Source organism: Kamptonema formosum PCC 6407 (assembly GCF_000332155.1).
Taxonomy (GTDB): Bacteria; Cyanobacteriota; Cyanobacteriia; order Cyanobacteriales; family Microcoleaceae; genus Kamptonema; species Kamptonema formosum.
Genome location: NZ_KB235903.1, coordinates 363,315 through 381,583 on the forward strand (window position 1 = coordinate 363,315; position 18,269 = coordinate 381,583).

At 42.2% G+C, this 18,269-nt stretch carries 14 protein-coding genes; 6 read left to right on the forward strand and 8 right to left on the reverse strand.

The genetic code is table 11. The features are described 5' to 3' along the window. Positions 1-17: 17 nt before the first annotated feature. The 8 genes from OSCIL6407_RS38300 to ftsH3 form a co-directional block, all read right to left on the reverse strand. A complete protein-coding gene (locus OSCIL6407_RS38300) occupies positions 18-563 on the reverse strand; it encodes a DNA-formamidopyrimidine glycosylase family protein (RefSeq protein ID WP_019487043.1) in 546 nt (181 codons plus the stop codon). Between the two features lie 3 nt (positions 564-566). Further along, positions 567-941, reverse strand: coding sequence for a photosystem I reaction center subunit IV (locus OSCIL6407_RS0106750; RefSeq protein WP_007356982.1), 375 nt, complete (start codon positions 939-941; stop codon positions 567-569). A 331-nt stretch (positions 942-1,272) separates the two neighbouring features. Further along, on the reverse strand, positions 1,273-3,885 hold the full coding sequence (clpB, locus tag OSCIL6407_RS0106755; RefSeq protein ID WP_007356983.1) for an ATP-dependent chaperone ClpB: 2,613 nt from the start codon (positions 3,883-3,885) through the stop codon (positions 1,273-1,275). A 113-nt stretch (positions 3,886-3,998) separates the two neighbouring features. Continuing rightward, positions 3,999-5,708: a sensor histidine kinase gene (locus OSCIL6407_RS0106760; protein WP_019487044.1), complete on the reverse strand. Its 1,710-nt coding sequence runs from the start codon at positions 5,706-5,708 to the stop codon at positions 3,999-4,001. A 325-nt stretch (positions 5,709-6,033) separates the two neighbouring features. Beyond that, positions 6,034-7,821 (reverse strand): O-linked N-acetylglucosamine transferase family protein, encoded by a 1,788-nt coding sequence (locus tag OSCIL6407_RS0106765; protein WP_007356985.1) that lies wholly within the window; start codon positions 7,819-7,821, stop codon positions 6,034-6,036. 66 nt (positions 7,822-7,887) lie between these two features. Beyond that, on the reverse strand, positions 7,888-8,409 hold the full coding sequence (locus tag OSCIL6407_RS0106770; RefSeq protein WP_007356986.1) for a hypothetical protein: 522 nt from the start codon (positions 8,407-8,409) through the stop codon (positions 7,888-7,890). A gap of 99 nt (positions 8,410-8,508) precedes the next feature. Next, positions 8,509-9,081, reverse strand: coding sequence for a thermonuclease family protein (locus OSCIL6407_RS0106775; protein ID WP_007356987.1), 573 nt, complete (start codon positions 9,079-9,081; stop codon positions 8,509-8,511). A 228-nt stretch (positions 9,082-9,309) separates the two neighbouring features. Further along, positions 9,310-11,148 carry an ATP-dependent zinc metalloprotease FtsH3 gene (gene ftsH3, locus OSCIL6407_RS0106780; RefSeq protein ID WP_007356988.1) on the reverse strand — a complete coding sequence of 613 codons (1,839 nt, stop codon included), beginning with the start codon at positions 11,146-11,148 and terminating at the stop codon, positions 9,310-9,312. A gap of 53 nt (positions 11,149-11,201) precedes the next feature. Between ftsH3 and OSCIL6407_RS35260 the strand changes: the two genes are divergently transcribed. From OSCIL6407_RS35260 to OSCIL6407_RS0106805, 6 genes are all read left to right on the forward strand, one after another. Continuing rightward, positions 11,202-11,357 carry a hypothetical protein gene (locus OSCIL6407_RS35260; protein ID WP_007356989.1) on the forward strand — a complete coding sequence of 52 codons (156 nt, stop codon included), beginning with the start codon at positions 11,202-11,204 and terminating at the stop codon, positions 11,355-11,357. A gap of 77 nt (positions 11,358-11,434) precedes the next feature. Next, positions 11,435-11,581, forward strand: coding sequence for a hypothetical protein (locus OSCIL6407_RS36170; RefSeq protein WP_007356990.1), 147 nt, complete (start codon positions 11,435-11,437; stop codon positions 11,579-11,581). A gap of 377 nt (positions 11,582-11,958) precedes the next feature. Continuing rightward, complete coding sequence (locus OSCIL6407_RS0106790; protein ID WP_007356991.1) at positions 11,959-12,423, forward strand: hypothetical protein; 465 nt, start codon at positions 11,959-11,961, stop codon at positions 12,421-12,423. Between the two features lie 106 nt (positions 12,424-12,529). After that, positions 12,530-13,789 (forward strand): class I SAM-dependent methyltransferase, encoded by a 1,260-nt coding sequence (locus OSCIL6407_RS0106795; RefSeq protein WP_007356992.1) that lies wholly within the window; start codon positions 12,530-12,532, stop codon positions 13,787-13,789. Positions 13,790-13,895: 106 nt separating this feature from the next. After that, positions 13,896-17,393 carry a methyltransferase domain-containing protein gene (locus OSCIL6407_RS0106800; protein ID WP_007356993.1) on the forward strand — a complete coding sequence of 1,166 codons (3,498 nt, stop codon included), beginning with the start codon at positions 13,896-13,898 and terminating at the stop codon, positions 17,391-17,393. Next, a complete protein-coding gene (locus OSCIL6407_RS0106805) occupies positions 17,390-18,262 on the forward strand; it encodes a GDP-mannose 4,6-dehydratase (RefSeq protein WP_007356994.1) in 873 nt (290 codons plus the stop codon). The genes OSCIL6407_RS0106800 and OSCIL6407_RS0106805 overlap by 4 nt, the downstream gene beginning before the upstream one ends. Positions 18,263-18,269 lie beyond the last annotated feature (7 nt).

An 18,269-nucleotide genomic window follows, 5' to 3' on the forward strand; every position in this document is an offset into this window, starting at 1 on the left:
GTCTCAGCCATCGAGAGCTAGGAGATTGCCTCGGCCACCCACCTGTAGGAATTGCTGCCAACTGCCAAGAACCATTCGGTAACGATACCTCTAACACAACTGGATTTTGCTCGAAAAACCGCCCATCCCCGTAAAATACCGCTCCTTTCGCCCCTAACCCGTCCTGGCCTCGGAGAGCGTACTGTAGGGGAGATGGGGGAGGATGGGGGAGGATGGGGGAAGAGTGGGGGAGGATGGGGGAGGAGTGGGGGAGGAGTGGGGGAAGATTTATCTCCCCCTGCTCCCCCACTCCCCTGCTCCCCTGCTCCCCTGCTCCCCTGCTCCCCTGCTCCCCTGCTCCCCATCTCCCCCTCTCCCCCGCTCCCCAACTCAGCCAGGAGATATTTACCCCGTCTATGCCAGCGAGCGATCGCTTTCCCCTGCAACCCTGCTAAAAAATCCCTAGCAAAAAATGGGCTGGCGATCGTGTTCTCTAGCAACACATCGCCACCCAATATTTCTAAACCCAGGGTCAGTTGATTTAGACCCCGGCAAATGGTTTCAACTTCAGGCAGTTCTGGCACAACTTAACGCTGTTCAGTTCCTTGGTTGGGTGCCCCTTCGACACTGGTGGGAACTTCAGCTCCCGGAGCGCTTTTATCTGTAGTTTTTGGCTGCTGGGGTGCGCCGCCACTCCCTGTCTTGCGAGTACCGGGTTCGATGGTGGTTTGCTTGCCACCGGAAGCTGCCGTCGATTTTCCCTTAGCCTTGGGCCCTGAAACTTCGACCACTTCGCCTGTTGCGAAGTTGTTGGTATTGACACCGGCATAATTTACGGTGTTAAAGCGAACGATAACGGGGTATTTAATGCCACTTTGGTCTATAGAGGCAACAGTACCTAGTTCCTGAAACCAGTAGGACTCTTTGCGAAGAATACGAACTTGAGAACCACGTTGAACCATGAGCTTTTTTTCCTTATGTAACGAATAAACGGATAAAGCTATTTGTTTTTCATTTTAGGATTGCGCGGTTCACTTTCAAACGGACGCTGCGGCGTTTGTATATATAAGTTTACATTTGAGAGTCATGACTGGTGGCTGGGTACAATGCCTTCGGCTGACTTCGCCTACGCCACTTGTCAGCAGTCCCAAGTCGGACTCAGCCTCTAGAGCCGCGATCGGGCTTAAAACATTGCGATCGACAGCCTATATGACTTTATGTATTACTTTTTTTGACCCAGATTCGGCATCCTCAAGCGATCGCCCTCCCAAAAAAAGAGCGATCGCCATCAAATTACTTAGTTGCCAACAAATCGGCCGCCAACCGCTTAAACGCCAACCTTTCATTCTCGATATCGACAAAAATCGTATCGCCATCGCTGAAATCTCCCCGCAAAATGCTCTTCGCAATTTGCGTTTCCAACTCGCGCTGAATTGCTCGTTTTAAAGGACGCGCACCGTAAACAGGATCGTAACCTACTTCTGCCAAGAAATCGAGAGCAGAATCAGACAATTTGATCGACATCTTGCGATCTGCTAACCGTTTATCTAAACGACCAATTTGCAACTTCACAATCTGCCGCAATTCCTGCTTACTCAATCCCTGAAAAATGATCGTCTCATCAATCCGGTTGAGAAATTCTGGGCGGAAAGTACCGCGCATCGCCTCCATCACCCGACTACGCATTTCTTCATCATCTCCTCCCACATCTAAAATGTATTGAGAGCCAACATTAGAGGTCATAATAATCACAGCATTCTTAAAGTCTACCGTGTGACCTTGCGCGTCAGTAACGCGGCCATCATCCAGAATTTGCAGCATGATATTAAACACATCCGGGTGAGCTTTTTCGATTTCATCGAATAGAATCACCGCGTAAGGACGGCGGCGGATTGCCTCAGTTAATTGTCCACCTTCATCATAGCCAACATAGCCCGGAGGCGCACCAATCAACCGAGAAACCGCGTGTTTCTCCATGTACTCAGACATATCAATTCGCACCATTGCATCTTCGGTATCGAACAGATAAGCTGCCAAAGCTTTCGCTAATTCTGTCTTACCAACACCCGTCGGGCCGAGGAAAATAAAACTAGCAACAGGACGATTCGGATCGGCTAAACCGGCGCGCGATCGCTGAATTGCATCTGCAACAGCAGTCACCGCTTCATCTTGTCCGATTACCCGCTTGTGCAGTTCATCTTCCAAGTGCAAAAGTTTCTGCATTTCCGACTCTACCAACTTGCTGATCGGAATTCCCGTCCACTTAGAAATAATCTCCGCAATGTCGGATTCCGTAACTTCTTCCCGCAGCAAAGTTTGACCCGTAGTTTGAGTCGCCGTCAGTTTAGTTTCTGCCTCTTCTAATTGCTTTTGCAACTCAGTTAAAGTGCCATATTTCAACTCAGCAGCACGGTTAAGATTATATTCTCGTTCTGCTTGCTGAATTTCAATATTTACCTTATCAATCTGTTCTTTGATCTTCTGAATATTGCCTAGAACGCCTTTTTCAGCTTGCCATTGTCCATTCAGCGCACTTTGTTGTTCTTTAAAATTAGCTAGGTCTTTTTCTAGCCTTTCTAAGCGTTCGATCGAAGCGGGAGCACTTTCTTTTTGCAATGACAGTCTCTCCATTTCTAGCTGCAAAATCTTACGATCGATTTCGTCTAGTTCTTCCGGCTTAGAAGTAATCTCCATTTTCAATTTAGCGGCTGCTTCATCCACTAAGTCAATGGCTTTATCTGGCAGAAAGCGATCGCTAATATATCGAGTAGATAAAGTGGCTGCTGCTACTAAAGCACTGTCGGAAATTTTCACGCCATGATGTACTTCATAACGCTCCTTCAAACCCCGCAGAATCGAAATAGTATCTTCCACTGTAGGTTGATCTACGTAAACCTGTTGGAAGCGACGCTCTAAAGCAGCATCTTTTTCAATATACTTGCGGTATTCATCCAGCGTAGTTGCACCGATACAGCGCAATTCACCTCTCGCTAACATCGGTTTCAGCAAGTTGCCAGCATCCATCGCCCCTTGAGTTGCACCTGCACCGACAACGGTATGAATTTCATCAATAAATAGAATAATTAAACCCTTGGAATCGGTGACTTCTTTGAGTACAGCTTTTAAGCGTTCTTCAAATTCTCCTCTGAATTTGGCACCAGCAATTAAAGCCCCCATATCTAAAGCAATTAATCGCCGATCTTTAAGAGATTGAGGCACATCTCCGGCAATAATTCGCTGAGCCAAGCCTTCTGCGATCGCAGTTTTACCTACCCCTGGTTCGCCAATTAAAACGGGATTATTTTTCGTGCGGCGGCTCAAAATCTGAATCGTGCGACGAATCTCGTCATCTCTACCAATCACCGGATCGAGTTTACCTTCCCGCGCAAATTCAGTTAAGTCTCTGCCATATTTTTCCAAGGATTCATATTTAACTTCTGGATTTTGATCGGTCACTTTTTGGTTCCCCCGGACTTGGGCAATTATTTCTTTTAGCTTGGCTTCATCTAGTTTAAATTCTTGAAATAAACTTTTGCCAAAGCGGTCATCTTGAGGATAAGCTAGCACCAAATGCTCAATCGAAATGAATTCATCTTCATACTCTTTTCGATGGGCTTCAGCTCGGTCTAGTAAAGTGTCCAAGCTGCGGCCGAGATAGACAGAAGCTCCACTTCCCGATATTTTAGGCTGGCGGTTAATGAATTCTTCAGTCCGATCTTGTAGCTGGCGCACGTTAATACCAGCTTTAGTGAAGAGGCTGTTAGCTAATCCGTCTTGTTCTAGCAAAGCTTTCATTAAGTGTTCGCTTTCGAGCTGCTGTTGTTGGCTTTGCTTAACAATATCTGGGGTGCGGGCGATCGCTTCCCAGGCTTTTTCTGTAAATTGATTTGGGTTACTCGGCTGCATTTTTCGCTACCTCGCCTTGATATTACTTTATAATTTTAAAATTATTGTAGACAGCCACTAGCGATCGCCTAGATCGGTGTTCACCCCTGACTATTGGCGTATATCCGTCCTTCTCACATACTTACCCGTTCCGGGAGGCGAACCGTAAAAGTCGAACCGCGTTCCACTTCACTTTCTACTGCGATCTCGCCGCCTAAAATTTGGCACAAACGCTGGCTAATTGTCAGCCCTAAACCAGTCCCGCCGTACTTGCGCGTAGTCGATGCGTCTGCTTGAGTAAAAGGTTTAAAAATATGTTGCAACTGCTCCTCAGTCATGCCAATTCCAGTATCGCTCACGCGAAAAATTAAGACTTGAGAGTTAGAATTTAAAGCTGGGGGATATTCCTGTTTATATTTCTTATTTTTACTCTTAAATTTATCATTTTTAATTCTTTCGATGCTAAGAGTAATCACACCTTTTTCTGTGAATTTAGCCGCGTTACTGAGCAAATTAAGTAGTATCTGCCGCACCTTCGGCTGGTCAGCATACATAGTACCAACATCACCGTTAATTTGCATTGCCAAAGTATTACCTTTTTTCTCTACTAGCGGTTGAGCCGTAGTCACAACTTCTTCAATCATATTAGCAATATCAAAATTTTCTAAATAAAGAGTGACATGACCTGCTTCTATCTTAGAAATATCGAGAATATCACTGATCATGTCCAGCAAATGCTTGCCCGCAGTTTGAATTCTTTCCAAATCCGGTAGAAAATCTTCATAACCCTCATCTTGGGCATCTTCTTGCAGCATTTCACTGTAGTTAATAATCGCATTTAAAGGCGTGCGAAGTTCGTGACTCATGTTAGCCAAAAATGCACTTTTAGAGCGGTTCGCTGCTTCGGCAGCAATTTTTGCTTCTTGCAATTCTTCTGTATACTCCCCTACCCGCAAAATTAATTCGTTGAGCGCTATTGCTAACTGCCCAACTTCATCGGAAGTCGTGATCGGTACTTGCAAGTCAAAATTTGATTCTTCACTCACTTGCTGAGCGATTTTTGTGGTAGCTTCCAAGGGACGAGCAATCGCTTTGCTAGTATAGATTGCTAACATCGCTGCGATCGCAGCAGATAATGTTAAACTACTAATAAGAATTATCGTTCCTAGCGTCTCGGCTCGCTCATAAGATTTCAATGCCCGATCTGCCTTAACACGAAAGTTCTTCGCAAGGTTAGCTGACTGTTGCAAAAAGTCATTCAATTTTAAAGTAGATTCGTTGCTAGCAAAACTATTCAAACTCTGCTTAGCGCTTTGCAGTTCTTTGGGTTTTAAATTAGATGATTTTAGCTTTACTAATAACTTCTCTACCTGCTGCGAATAAGCTTTAACTTTCTGTACATATATCTCTGTCAAATCCTTAAACTGATTGTACTCTTTTTGAATCTGTGGATCTGAAGGATCTGGTAAAGACTGAACTTGCTCTAGCAGTTGAGTCATCTCAGCAGCGCGAGACAGAAATTCAGAGCTTTCCTGCACAAAAAGTTGAGGCGTTGCCAGTAAGCTAGGCAGCTCTTTTTTATAAATTCTTAACTCCCAGAGCGTACTACTGAGGCTGGTTAGAATTTCAGCTTTTTCTCTGTCTGTAGCTAATTGTTCCCTAACTTGCTGTTTGTAATATCCTTCAATACCCCTTCCCGTCAAAGTACCGAGAATGGCAATACCAATGACTAGGGCATACCCGCAGCCAATTTTTTGCCTGATACCTAAGCGGTTGAACAGACGGTTTAACCCATTTTGAGCAGGGTTTTGAGGTGAGTTTTGCGAGTTTGAGGTTAAAGGCATCGGCAAGGTACTCATCAACCAGAAAGGTAATATATAGCTAGGATGCTCAGGGCTAGGATGCTCAGGGCTAGGGGAAGAAAGGAAGAAGGGAATATAATCAGCGGGCTTCAGCAATAAGAGAGTGTCTTAAACGCCTTGGCGATTGCTATATATATTGTAAATGATGACAGCGTAACGGTAAAGATAATCTATAATTTAACCTCTGTTCTACATAGCTATGGGGTCTTTGCAAAGTTCCACTTCCGGCTCTGCTTGACTGCTTGCAATTCTACCCTCTTTAACTTAAGATTCTCTCTAGTATCTCTAATATTTTCTGCATAGCTGATTAGTCGATGTGAATTGGCTTGTTTGAGGTTTCATTCTTGAGCTGTTCCCAGTTAGCGGTTAAAAAATCCAGAGCTTTTTTGAAATAAATCTTGCTTTTTGAGCTAAAAATTGTACTGTTTAAATCTACTCGATCGAGTTTTTCTTGTATTTGCAAACGATAGTCGTCATCATGTATCAGCTTTAATATCAAGTAAATATACTCTTCTGAAGTTTGAGCAATTAACTCTGATAAACCAACAGTTTGGAGCATTTGAGAACCAATTCGGTTGTACCATTTGTCTCCCTCCAAGGTGACAGTAGGTTGTCTCAAGTATAAGCTGTCAGCAACAGTATTACAACCGCCAAAATGACAGGCTTCAATACAAATATCTCCCTCTTCCATGAGGGCCATATATTCGCCGTAGGGTTTAGCTGGAATCAGTTCCACACAATCTTTACCTAAGATAGATTCTAAATCTGTAGCGAAGGGGAGGAAATCATTTTTTCTGGTCAATGCACCCCCAGAAAAAAATCTAAAACCAATCTTTTTATCAGACTTTGCTATTATTTCTTTTAAAGAACAGACTAAGTTATAATTTACTTTCTGGGCATACCAAGGACAATTAACGATCAATTCCTGGCGATTTTTCTTGATGTTTTTAATTTGATAGTGAGGTTGATTGTGGATAGCTCCAAATCCTGGTAATAGCACTAATCTCTCTGAATAGTTTGCTTCTGCACCTTGGGGAATTTCTACATCCGCTCCGCTAATATAATAATCTATTTCCGAGCCGAAGGTGCTCACAGAATGACCGAGGCCGCAAATCTGAATGGGAGCAATCCTTAAATTAGATAAAAAAATGCTTTCTACAGTCATACCGATATCGGGATAAAAAACTGCGGCAAAATCATTTTCTCGGATAGCATCTATATTTAAATAACCGTCTTTAGCATAAACATATCTAATTTCTTTGAAGAATCCAATATCGAGATTATTTCTAATCTCGCCCAGATGGACTAAAGTTAATTCATAGTCATTTTTTAAAGACTCAATAAACTCAGAGAGAATGCGGTAGACTGAATGCTGAGAAAACCACAGAGAAGTGATTACAGCTATTTTTTTAGGCTTGGGATTATTGTTAATCTGTGCAGTGGTTGCAAAGGGGCTATTTTTAATAGATTGGTTGATTCTATTTTTGATTTCGCGGTCGCGATCGCCATCTATATAACTGGCTCCAAAGTAGATATCATCTATATTATAAAAATCAGTTAATTTGTCATCTGTATATGTGATGTGTTCCCTAAGATTTTGGTAAGCTTCCTTGTTAATAACCCCAGAGCGGTAACTCTCACAAAAGCAAGAATACCAAAGACAAGCTAATTGAGGATTGGCATTAAACAACGCTTGCTTGTCAAAGTTGACTGTATTTCTAGCTGAGTACAAGCTTAATAACTTAGCAAAATTGCGGGGTTGATCGTTTAAAATTTGTAAGTACGCATCTGTTGTTTTAAAGCTAGAAATGGCTACCAAATTAGAAATCGTGAGATTATGTTTAATAAATAGATTGACGTGGCGATCGCTGAGAATATATTCCGGTTGAGTAAATAAGTACAAAAAGTTTTTGACAAAAACATTGATAAAATAGCGCAAACTAAGATCTAAACTATAGTAAGTTTTATTATGAAAATGTTCTAGAACTCGCAGGAATATTTCTGAAAGCTGGTCATATTCTTGATGGCGATAGAGTTCCAGCAGCTCTCTAGGATTAATTTGGGGATTATTTATAAATTCGGAATAATTCATCATTCTCGTTTTCAAACTAGCGACTACTTTTTTAACCCCCCAATTAAGGGGGGTCAGTAATTCCGAGTTTTATTGACACATTTGAAATTGTGCCAATTCCGCAGGAATCTTAGAAGCATTAGGTACATTAGCACTGCTAGGAGCAAAAATTCCCATCCCAAAGTTACAGCCTTTAGTAGTAGTACATTCCCCCGGTTTTGCCCCGATTTGATATTCGCTTTCAGATGGGGGAGTAAAAGTGATAACCGGGAGGCTATCTACAGTTTCACTGGTAGCGATTACCTGGCCGCTCATATCTTTAAGAGCCAAGTTTAAACCCTTGCAATTTTCATCGCAAGTGCCGACAAAAGTATACTGAATATCAGGATAGAGAGTTGCTCTAAAAGGGGTTTCAACTTGCTGGCGAACTTTCCCTAAGAGTGGCAAAAAGACCAGCTTATTGCCCTTTCCTTTTTGCTGAGCCACCTCATTTTTTAGCCGACAGATAACAGTATTTTGCTCTTTGGTTAGTTGTTGAGCAACGGCAGTTCCTACTACTGTTGCACCGAGTAGAAGAGCGATTCCCGAAAGAACTAGATGTTTGATCTTCATTGATGTTACCTTGATTGCATCGAGTTACCAGGAGCGTACCACATCTTTTGACTGCTATTGCTCTGTGGAGAGAAACTTTTTTAGCTTCTAGTAGTTTAATCATTTGCTGTTGCGTCGAAACTCCCAGGCTGGCACAAACTTGGAATCTCCCCAAAGGCCGCGTCGGCTTTTCTTGGCTTCGGCTTCGGCTTTTTGAACAATATCTGCACTGGGACAGTTTTTCAGATAGGGACGGTAGACCATTGCTAATCCTTCGCGCAGTAAAACTTCCTGAGTAAAGGTGCCATCAGGTAAGCGAACTTCGCTTACTTTGCGACCGTAGCGGTCAGTATCGGTTACAGTTAAAACAACGCGATCGCCTCCTTTTTTAACTAACTGCTGCATTCTTTGCTGTGCTTTTAATCCCCACATAAATTGATTTTTATCGATGGCTTTTGTACTCTGTCTTTCCCTTTGAGAATGGGGAATTTCTGGTGCGTCTACGCAGGCAAAGCGTACTGTTATATCTTTATCTTTAGCACCAATTACGGTAATAGTATCGCCATCACTGACGCGCTTTACGGGATAATTGTTGGGGCCTACAGTTGGTTGGCAGCCCATTAATAAGAAGATGGCGGTAAGTATACTTAAGCCTGCGATTGCTGGGCGATTTCCAATTTTAATTTTGCTCATTTTTATGGTAATTTTTCCTGCTTGTTAATCTGTGGTGATGGCATCTAGCACTTGTTCAATATTACTCTGTAACGCCGCCTTCTAGGCGGTATCTTCACCGCCTAGAAGGCGGCGTTACGGATATATCGCATCCTGACGATTCTTACCGTCCCAAAAAATTAGGGTAATCCCGGAACCCGGAATTACCCTAATTTAAGATTCTAGATGCGATCGCGAATCTAAAATTGATTATGCGATCGCAGCCATCTTGACATCATTATTAGCCAGCAACTCTTGCAACTCGTCAGCGTCCACAGTTTCCTTGTCCACCAAGATATCTGCTAATTTATCAAGGACGTGACGATTACCAACCAACACCTCTTTAGCGCGGCGGTAAGCTTGATCTACCAAAGTGCGGACTTCATCATCGATCGTGGCGGCTGTCTCTTCCGAGAAATCGCGCTCCGCCATGATATCGCGGCCCATGAACATATTCCCTTGCTGACGACCGAGCGCAACTGGGCCGAGGCGATCGCTCATCCCGAACCGAGTCACCATTTGTCTGGCCACACGCGCCACCTGTTGCAAATCATTCGACGCGCCAGTAGTCACTTCTTCCTCGCCGAAGACAATCTCTTCAGCAATCCGACCACCTAAAGCTACCGCCATCTGATTTTGCAAATAAGAGCGGGAATAAAGACCAGAATCCATCCGATCTTCGCTTGGCGTGAACCAAGTCAAACCGCCAGCGCGACCGCGAGGGATAATGCTAATCTTCTGCACTGGGTCATAATCAGGCATCAAAGCACCAACCAAAGCGTGACCAGCTTCGTGATAAGCTACCAGCGTTTTGCGCTTCTCGCTCATTACCCGGTCTTTCTTCTCAGGGCCAGCCAGCACCCGATCGATCGCATCATTAACTTCATCCATCGAGATTTCTGTCAAATTGCGACGAGCAGCCAAAATAGCCGCTTCATTCAGCAAATTAGACAAATCTGCACCCGTGAACCCAGGAGTCCGGCGAGCAATTTTCTCCAAATCCACATCCTTAGACAAAGTTTTGCCGCGAGCGTGGACGTTGAGAATTTCCAAACGGCCCGCGTAATCAGGGCGATCGACCACAACTTGGCGGTCAAAACGACCCGGACGCAGCAGCGCTGAATCGAGCACGTCAGGGCGGTTGGTAGCAGCAATAATAATGATGCCAGTATTGCCCTCAAAGCCATCCATCTCAGTTAATAACTGGTTGAGGGTTTGTTCGCGCTCATCGTTTCCGCCGCCTAAACCAGCACCCCGCTGGCGACCAACGGCATCAATTTCATCGATAAATACGATGCAAGGTGCGTTAGATTTGGCTTGTTCAAATAAGTCGCGGACGCGAGACGCGCCGACACCCACGAACATTTCCACAAATTCAGAACCGGAAATCGAGAAGAAAGGAACGCCAGCTTCACCAGCGACAGCCTTAGCTAGCAAGGTTTTACCAGTTCCGGGAGGGCCGACTAAGAGCACGCCTTTGGGAATTTTTGCGCCAACTGCGGTGAAGCGATCGGCATTTTTCAGGAAGTCCACAACTTCCGATAGTTCTAACTTGGCTTGTTCAATGCCTGCGACATCCCCGAATGTCACCTGGGTTTGCGGTTCCATTTGCACTCTGGCTTTAGATTTACCAAAGTTCATCGCTTGAGAACCAGGGCCGTTTTGGGCTCGCCGCAACAGGAAGAACAATCCCACTAAGAGTAGGATGGGGAAGAATAGGCTGCTCATGGCTTTGAGCCAGAAGCCTTCGTCGTTCGTGGGTAAAACTGAAATGTCCACGCCGTTAGTGGTGAGGATATTGATCAGCTCAGGGTCATTAGGCAAGTTGACCAGTACCTTAGTGCCATCCTGGGAAGTGACTAGGGCTCTAGTCCGGTCAGCATTTATACTTACTTTGTCTACTCTCTTGCTCTGGACTTGCTCAATGAATTCGCTGTACTTCCACAGTTGTCGGCTGGGGGGCTGTTTGTCAAAAAATGCAGTTGCTAAGGCAATGACGACAATAGCTAGCAGCGCGTACAGGCCTGCGTTTCTCCACCGTTTATTCACCGGGGCTTTTCCTCCTATTTTTTTAAGTCACACAGACTTGGGAATTTTTAATTATGTTAATCAATCTTAACGTAATTGTAACTTATTGTCGCTATGGGGAGAGATCGGTAGTGGCGATCGCGCAGCCACAGAGGGGAAACCGAACTAATCATCAGCCCGCAAGTAAGCTGTTATCTTTACAATATCAAATGATTTTTGTCAAGAGTTAGGAGTTGCAGCCACAGGTTTTGCGGTGGGCGGGGGGTGATTTTCGGTTAAGCTAGTAGAAACCAATAAGTAAGTGGCAATGGGAATTATCTACACTACCTTAAAAATTAGAAATCCTTTGACTAACAGCGAGATTGTCGAACTGGAAGCGAAAGTAGATACAGGAGCAACATTATTAGTTTTGCCTGAATCAACTGCTTTACACTTTTACCTATGGTGGAGATAGGGTAGAGCGTTGAATTTGTCAATGCTATTTCCGAGAGGCTTTTAGCCAGTTCCATTTTAAAACAATCCTGTGTTCGCCGAGAAACGTTGTATAAAATAGTATGGACTATTCTGGGAACACTCGAAATCAGTTTTCGTCTGATATTGAGCACTCTATTTAGTACCTTAGCGGCATCAACTAGGATATAGCAGTTTTTAATCTGGGTGGATGTACAAAAACTTGTTTTAGACAAGACAAAATAAATACGCGAACATAATTAAACGTAAAATGCCGATTTCTCTAAAGTTCCCTAGCAATAATCTTTTTTCTTAGCCTTCGCCTTCTAGTTATCCCTAAGCATCCTGAGTTAGATTCTTTCACACCAATCACATTTTACTATGGCGGAAACACTTGGCTCTCTCTGCGACAAATTGACAATTATTAAATTGAAACAGTGGCATTCCGAAGATGAAACTAGACTCCAAAGCCTTGCTGTTCAAGAAAAGCAACTTCAGGAAGAAATTAACGAATTTATTAGCAATGCTGTCTCTGGAGAAATTCCCAGCGAACGCCTAACTTTTGCCTCAAATAAAGTTTATAAAAAAGAAGGCAATTATGTGCCTGATGTACTAGGTAGCATCGGTGAAATCTTCTCACAGCTTGCTCATGTTAACTGTAACTTGTGGCACGAACAAGAAAAGGTATATGAGTTTGAAAAAGTGGAGGCATCAGAAAAAGATAAAGTTGTCAAACAACTTGCCATATTGAACTTAGAACGGAATAAGTGCATAGATGGAATAGACAAAAATTTACAATCACTGGTAGAAAAACTCAGCTATCATCAACAATCAGGACTTACGTAAAACCATCCGTAATGCCGCCATCTTGGTGGTGAGTTTAACGCGCCTGTTGGCGGCGCTACGTCAAGGGTGCGATAAATCTAAACAATAATTTTTTAAAGGCAAAACCATGCACTTAGGCCATCGTAAAACTTGTCGAGTCTGCGGTTCTTCAGCACTCACTCCAGTTATTAATTTAGGGGAACAACATTTGCAAGGTTCTTTTTTTAAGCCAGGAAAAGAAGAACCACCAATGAGAAAAATAGCCCTTTCTCTATTGCGTTGCGATCCTACAAAAGATGAGAACGCCTGCGGTTTATTACAGATGGAACATACAGTTCCACCAGAGGTTTTGTATTCTGCATATTGGTATCGTTCCGGTACTAATCAGACAATGCGAAATCACTTACAGGGAATTACTCAAGAAGCAACAGCACTGATTAACAAAAGTAATGCGCGTGTTTTGGATATTGGCTGTAATGACGGCACTTTACTCAAGTCTTATCCCCCAAATTTTATCAAATTTGGAGTCGATCCTTCTGACGTAGCGCAAGAAATTACCGGAGATATTACAGCTATTCAAGATATTTTTCCTTCTGAAGAATTGACCAAAGTATTACAAGGCGAAAAATTTGACATTATTACGTCAATCGCCATGTTTTATGACTTAGAAGACCCAGTGAATTTCTGTAAAGAAATCAAAAAAGCCCTTGCTCCTGATGGTTTATGGGTGTTTGAAATGTCCTATATGCCATCTATGCTTAAGATGAATTCCTATGACACAATTTGTCACGAGCATTTGGAATATTATAGTTTAGCGGTGTTGGAATATATTCTCAAACAAGCTGACTTAAAAATAGTAGATGCTGTTCTTAATGACATCAACGGTGGTAGCATTCGCTGTTATGCAACAAATGTTGATAATTTTTCATTCAAGAGACAAGAAGCGGTGACACGCATCAAGCTTTTACGTCAGGCTGAGTTTGACATGGAGCTTGATACCGATAAACCGTACAAAAATTTTCAAGATCGGATTAATGTGCATAAAGATGAGCTAATTTCAATGTTGAAAAAGCTCAAAAAGGAAGGCAAAAGTATTCATATTTACGGTGCATCAACTAAAGGCAATACCATTTTGCAATGGTGTGGAATTGACAATCGAATTGTGGACGTAGCAGCGGAAAGAAACCCTGATAAATATGGTGCTTATACCCTTGGTACAGATATTCCAATTGTCAGTGAAGCAGATTCAAGAGCCATGAAGCCGGATTATTATTTAGTTTTACCTTGGCACTTCAAAGAAGAATTTTTGAAACGCGAAGAAGCAACTTTGAAAAGCGGTGTTGGCTTAATTTTTCCTTTGCCAAACCTCGAAATCATTAAATTTTAAAGGGACTTATGCTCGCGGTAGAGCTGCCAAGATGGTGGCATTATATAAAGAATGCTTAAGTTTTAACTAAGTCCAAAAAACAAACAGCGCACAACAGGATAAAAACATGACACATTTCTTCATTCACAACAGTTTTCACAGCGGCGATGTGATTTTGACAAAAGCCGTAATTCAGGCAGCTAGAATAAGTTTTCCCAGAGTGAAAATCACCTTAGAATGTGTTGAAAAATCTGCCTATCTGTGGCAAGATTTAAAACTGCCTATTTCTCTATATCAAGGGAAGGAATATCAAGGAACAGAACGAACACCAAATTGCCCTAATGATGCCATATTTATCAATATGTGGTTTGGCGTTTTTAATGATATTTTCAACCTCTATGGTATGACATACCAAAATAATGTTCATACCTTTAATCGTCAGATGTATCAGCAGAATCTAAATCATAAGTATCTGCTAACAATACCGATTTATACGCCTACGATTGCCTTCTTTGGTCAGTTAGAGAAGGAAATAGAAGTTAGAGAAAATAGCATTTTGGTGGAAAACGGAGAAGTTTTTTCTAATCAAAATTATTTTTATTTAAACGAGCATCTAAAGCAAATAGCAGCGGATTTTCCCACACTAAATTTTTACTGTTCAGGTCAACCTAAATTTGCTGCTGCCAATATTTTTGATTGCAGTGGAATGAACCTTAAAGAATTATCCCAAGTTGGGGATAGATGTATTGCTTTTTTGATGAAAGGAAGTGCTGTAAATGCAGCATCTCAAACGGAGATTAATCGTTATAAACCTCGCTGTATTGTTGGCTGGGATTTGCCAGTCCAGCTTTGGGAAAACTTGGAAAATCCGGTAGTTTATGCTAAGAATTATGCCGAAGTTAAGGCATTTATTTCTAGTTTAGTCGCATCTGAACAGACAGCATTTGTATTAGCATTGCCTCAACCAGCAACAGTGGTAGAGGGGACAAAAAAACCGCGAGGTTTATTTCTCAATACTGAGAAAGCTAATTGCAGCATCTACGAGTCTGGCAAAATGGCTTATCAATGTTTATTACTTTCGGGAAAATACGACCTTCATTATTTAGAAATCAGCGAAAATGCGGCTGAGATTCCGAATAATTATGAATTTTACATTTTTAACTATCATCATGTAACAATGAGTTGGCTCAATACAAAAAGAGTCAGCTTATTGCCGGGATTAAAAGTAACATTGGTGCTGGAAACACTTACGAATAACCCCTTCGGTTTCTGTCCTGCTGATGATTTTGATGCCTATTTAGCGCTCGATCCGACGATGAATGTGGAAGATAAAAGAGTATATGCTTTCCCCCGTCCCTTAGAAGTTTATACTCCAGTCAACCCGTACCGAGAATCATCAATTCCTGTAATTGGTACTTTTGGATTTGCCACGATAGGTAAAGGATTTGAATTAGTTGTAGATGCTGTTAATAAAGAGTTTGAAAAAGCCATTGTTAAAATTAATATTCCGGCATCGACTTATAGCGAAGATAGACATTGGACATTGCATAAAAAACATTATGCCGATTACCTGAGCGAGTTGTGTAAGAAAGTAGCTAAGAAAGGAGTTGAAGTAGTTATTACCAATGAGTTTATGACTAAAGACCAACTCATTGAATGGTGCAGTCAAAACACACTGAATTGTTTTCTTTACAACAGGAATCAAGCGGGAATTTCCGCAACTACCGATCAAGCTATATCAAGTGGAAGACCATTAGCCATTTCAACTAATGAAACATTTCGGCATATTCATCACTATATTAAGCCGTACCCCTTCCAGAGTTTAAAAGATGCGATCGCTTCATCAGAACCCCAAGTGAAGCAAATGCAAACAGATTGGCATCCACAGAATTTTGCGACCAAGTTTGAAGAAGTTTTAGAAGATTTTGGGATGCTGCCTAAAACCGAACGGAAAACCGTTCAGATACAAGTTGCAGAATCCTCTAAACCGACTATACTCATTGTTTCTCATAAGCAAAAACAATGCGGTATTTACCAGTATGGTCTCAATATTACAGAAGCGCTACAAAAATCTTCGCGCTATTCCTTTGCTTATGCGGAGTGTTCTAATTACGCAGAACTAAAGAATGTAGTATCTCAGATAAATCCGGCTGCGATTATTTATAATTACTATCTAGCAACAATGCCTTGGCTGCGACAAGAGGTGACTAGACAGTACAAAATTCCACAGCTAGGAATAATGCACGAAGTCACTCAGGACGAAGCAGATAAAGCTACGCTAGAAATGTTTGATTATCATTTATGTCCAGATCCAACTTTAATAGAAAATAATCCGATTGTTTTCAAGACAAAACGCTTGATTTCCCCTTACATTAACAGCCAAGATATTCCCGATATCGTCACCGTAGGAAGCTTTGGTTTTGGATTTAGTGACAAAGGTTTTGAACGTTTGGTTATGCTTGTACAGGAAGAATTTGATAGAGCGAAAATAGTGCTGCATTTGCCTTTTAATAATGTTGTCGAACAGCAAGGACAATTTGCTAAAGCAACAGCGGAAAACTGTCGCAAACTTATTTCTAAACCCGGCATACAACTTGCGATTAACCATGAGTTTCTAAGCAAACAGCAACTCCTCCATTTTCTAGCAAGTAATACACTCAATGCTTTCTTCTATGACTCCCATAAAGACCGAGGGATTTCAAGTGTACTGGAACACGCTTTAGCAGTGCAGCGACCTCTGGCGATTAATAAATGTGGGATGTACCGTCATGTTTTTTCGGCGAATCCTTCAATTTGTATCGAAGATTCCAGTTTGAAGCAAATTATTGATAATGGCATCGCGCCGCTTGTACCCTTTTATAATGAGTGGAGCGAAGCCAATTTTATTTTGGATTATGAGCAAATTCTCGATCGAGTGCTAGGTCAAGAGCGGAGCGATCGGAGCAATTTACCTCAACTATCTTTTACGGTTGGTCTTCCTAATGTAACATCATTAAATCGCATCTTGGACGATGCCGCACGCAGCCAGTACGAACCTGTCATTAATCAATTATTTGCCTTGGTTCCTGAGATGATGGCGCGGAAAATACCGGAAGCTAATATTCAGCAAGCCTTTATCTTAGACACCGCTCACAAATTTGCCTCCCAATTAGTAAAACCTAAAATTTTATGCGTTGGTAGTCATGAAGATAGTGCTGCTGCTGCCTTAAAGCAACTCGGCTATCACTTAGAAGAAATCGATCCTGCGATCAATTGCGATCTCAATGTTTATTTCCATAAGCCGTCTACAATCAAGGGCAGCTATGATATTATCTTTTCAACATCTGTGGTGGAGCACGTTCAAGATGATGAACTATTTATGACGCAAATCGCTGAACTTCTGGCACCTGGAGGTACTGCCATTTTAACTTGTGATTATAACGATCAGTATAAAGTAGGCGATCGCATTCCAGTAGTGGACTTCCGCCTTTACACTCAGAAAGATTTGCGGCATCGAATTCTTCCTTTACTGAAAAATTGTCGGCTTCCTGACGTTCCCCAGTGGGATTGTCCGAACCCAGATTTTATCTATGAAGGATGTCGCTACACATTTGCAACCTTTGTTTTTCAGAAAAATAAACTGTGAACGCTATTATTTTTGGTGCCAACGGACAAGACGGATTTTATCTCAATGAATTGTGCAAAGCTAAAGGAATTAACCCTATCGGTTTATCACGTTCTGGAGATTGGATGCGCGGCGATATATCGAATTACGAACAAGTTGAGCATTTTATCAAAGAATACAAGCCAACTTATGTATTTCATTTAGCTGCTAAATCAACAACGCGGCACGACGCGCTGTTTGAAAATCATGCCGCAATTTCCACTGGTACGCTGAATATTTTAGAAGCAGTGTACAAATACAGTTCTAACTCGAAAGTTTTCATTACAGGGAGCGGCGTTCAATTCTATAATGATGGGAATCCTATTTCTGAGGATACTCCTTTTGAAGCAAGTAGCACTTATGCGATCGCGCGCATTCAATCAGTTTATGCTGCTCGATATTATAGAAGTCTAGGTATCAAAGCCTATGTAGGCTATTTATTTCATCACGAAAGTCCTCTGAGAAAGCCAACTCATGTCAGCCAAAAAGTTGTTCTTGCCGCTAAGCGCATTGTCGAGGGAGCTGATGAAAAACTGCAAATGGGTGATATCTCTGTAGAAAAAGAATGGACTTTTGCAGGTGATGTAGCACAGGGAATTATAACGCTGGTAGAGCAGGAAAATGTTTTTGAAGCTGTCATTGGTTCCGGCAAAATTCATACAATCAAAGATTGGATAGAAGTCTGCTTTTCTATCCTTGGTTTGGATTGGAGGCGCTATGTAGAACAGACTGAGAATTTTCAGACTGAATATAAGCGATTAGTATCTAATCCCGCACTCATGCACAGCCTTCACTGGCGACCAAATATAGACTTGCAGCAACTTGCAGCTATGATGATCGAAGCCAGATGAGATCGCG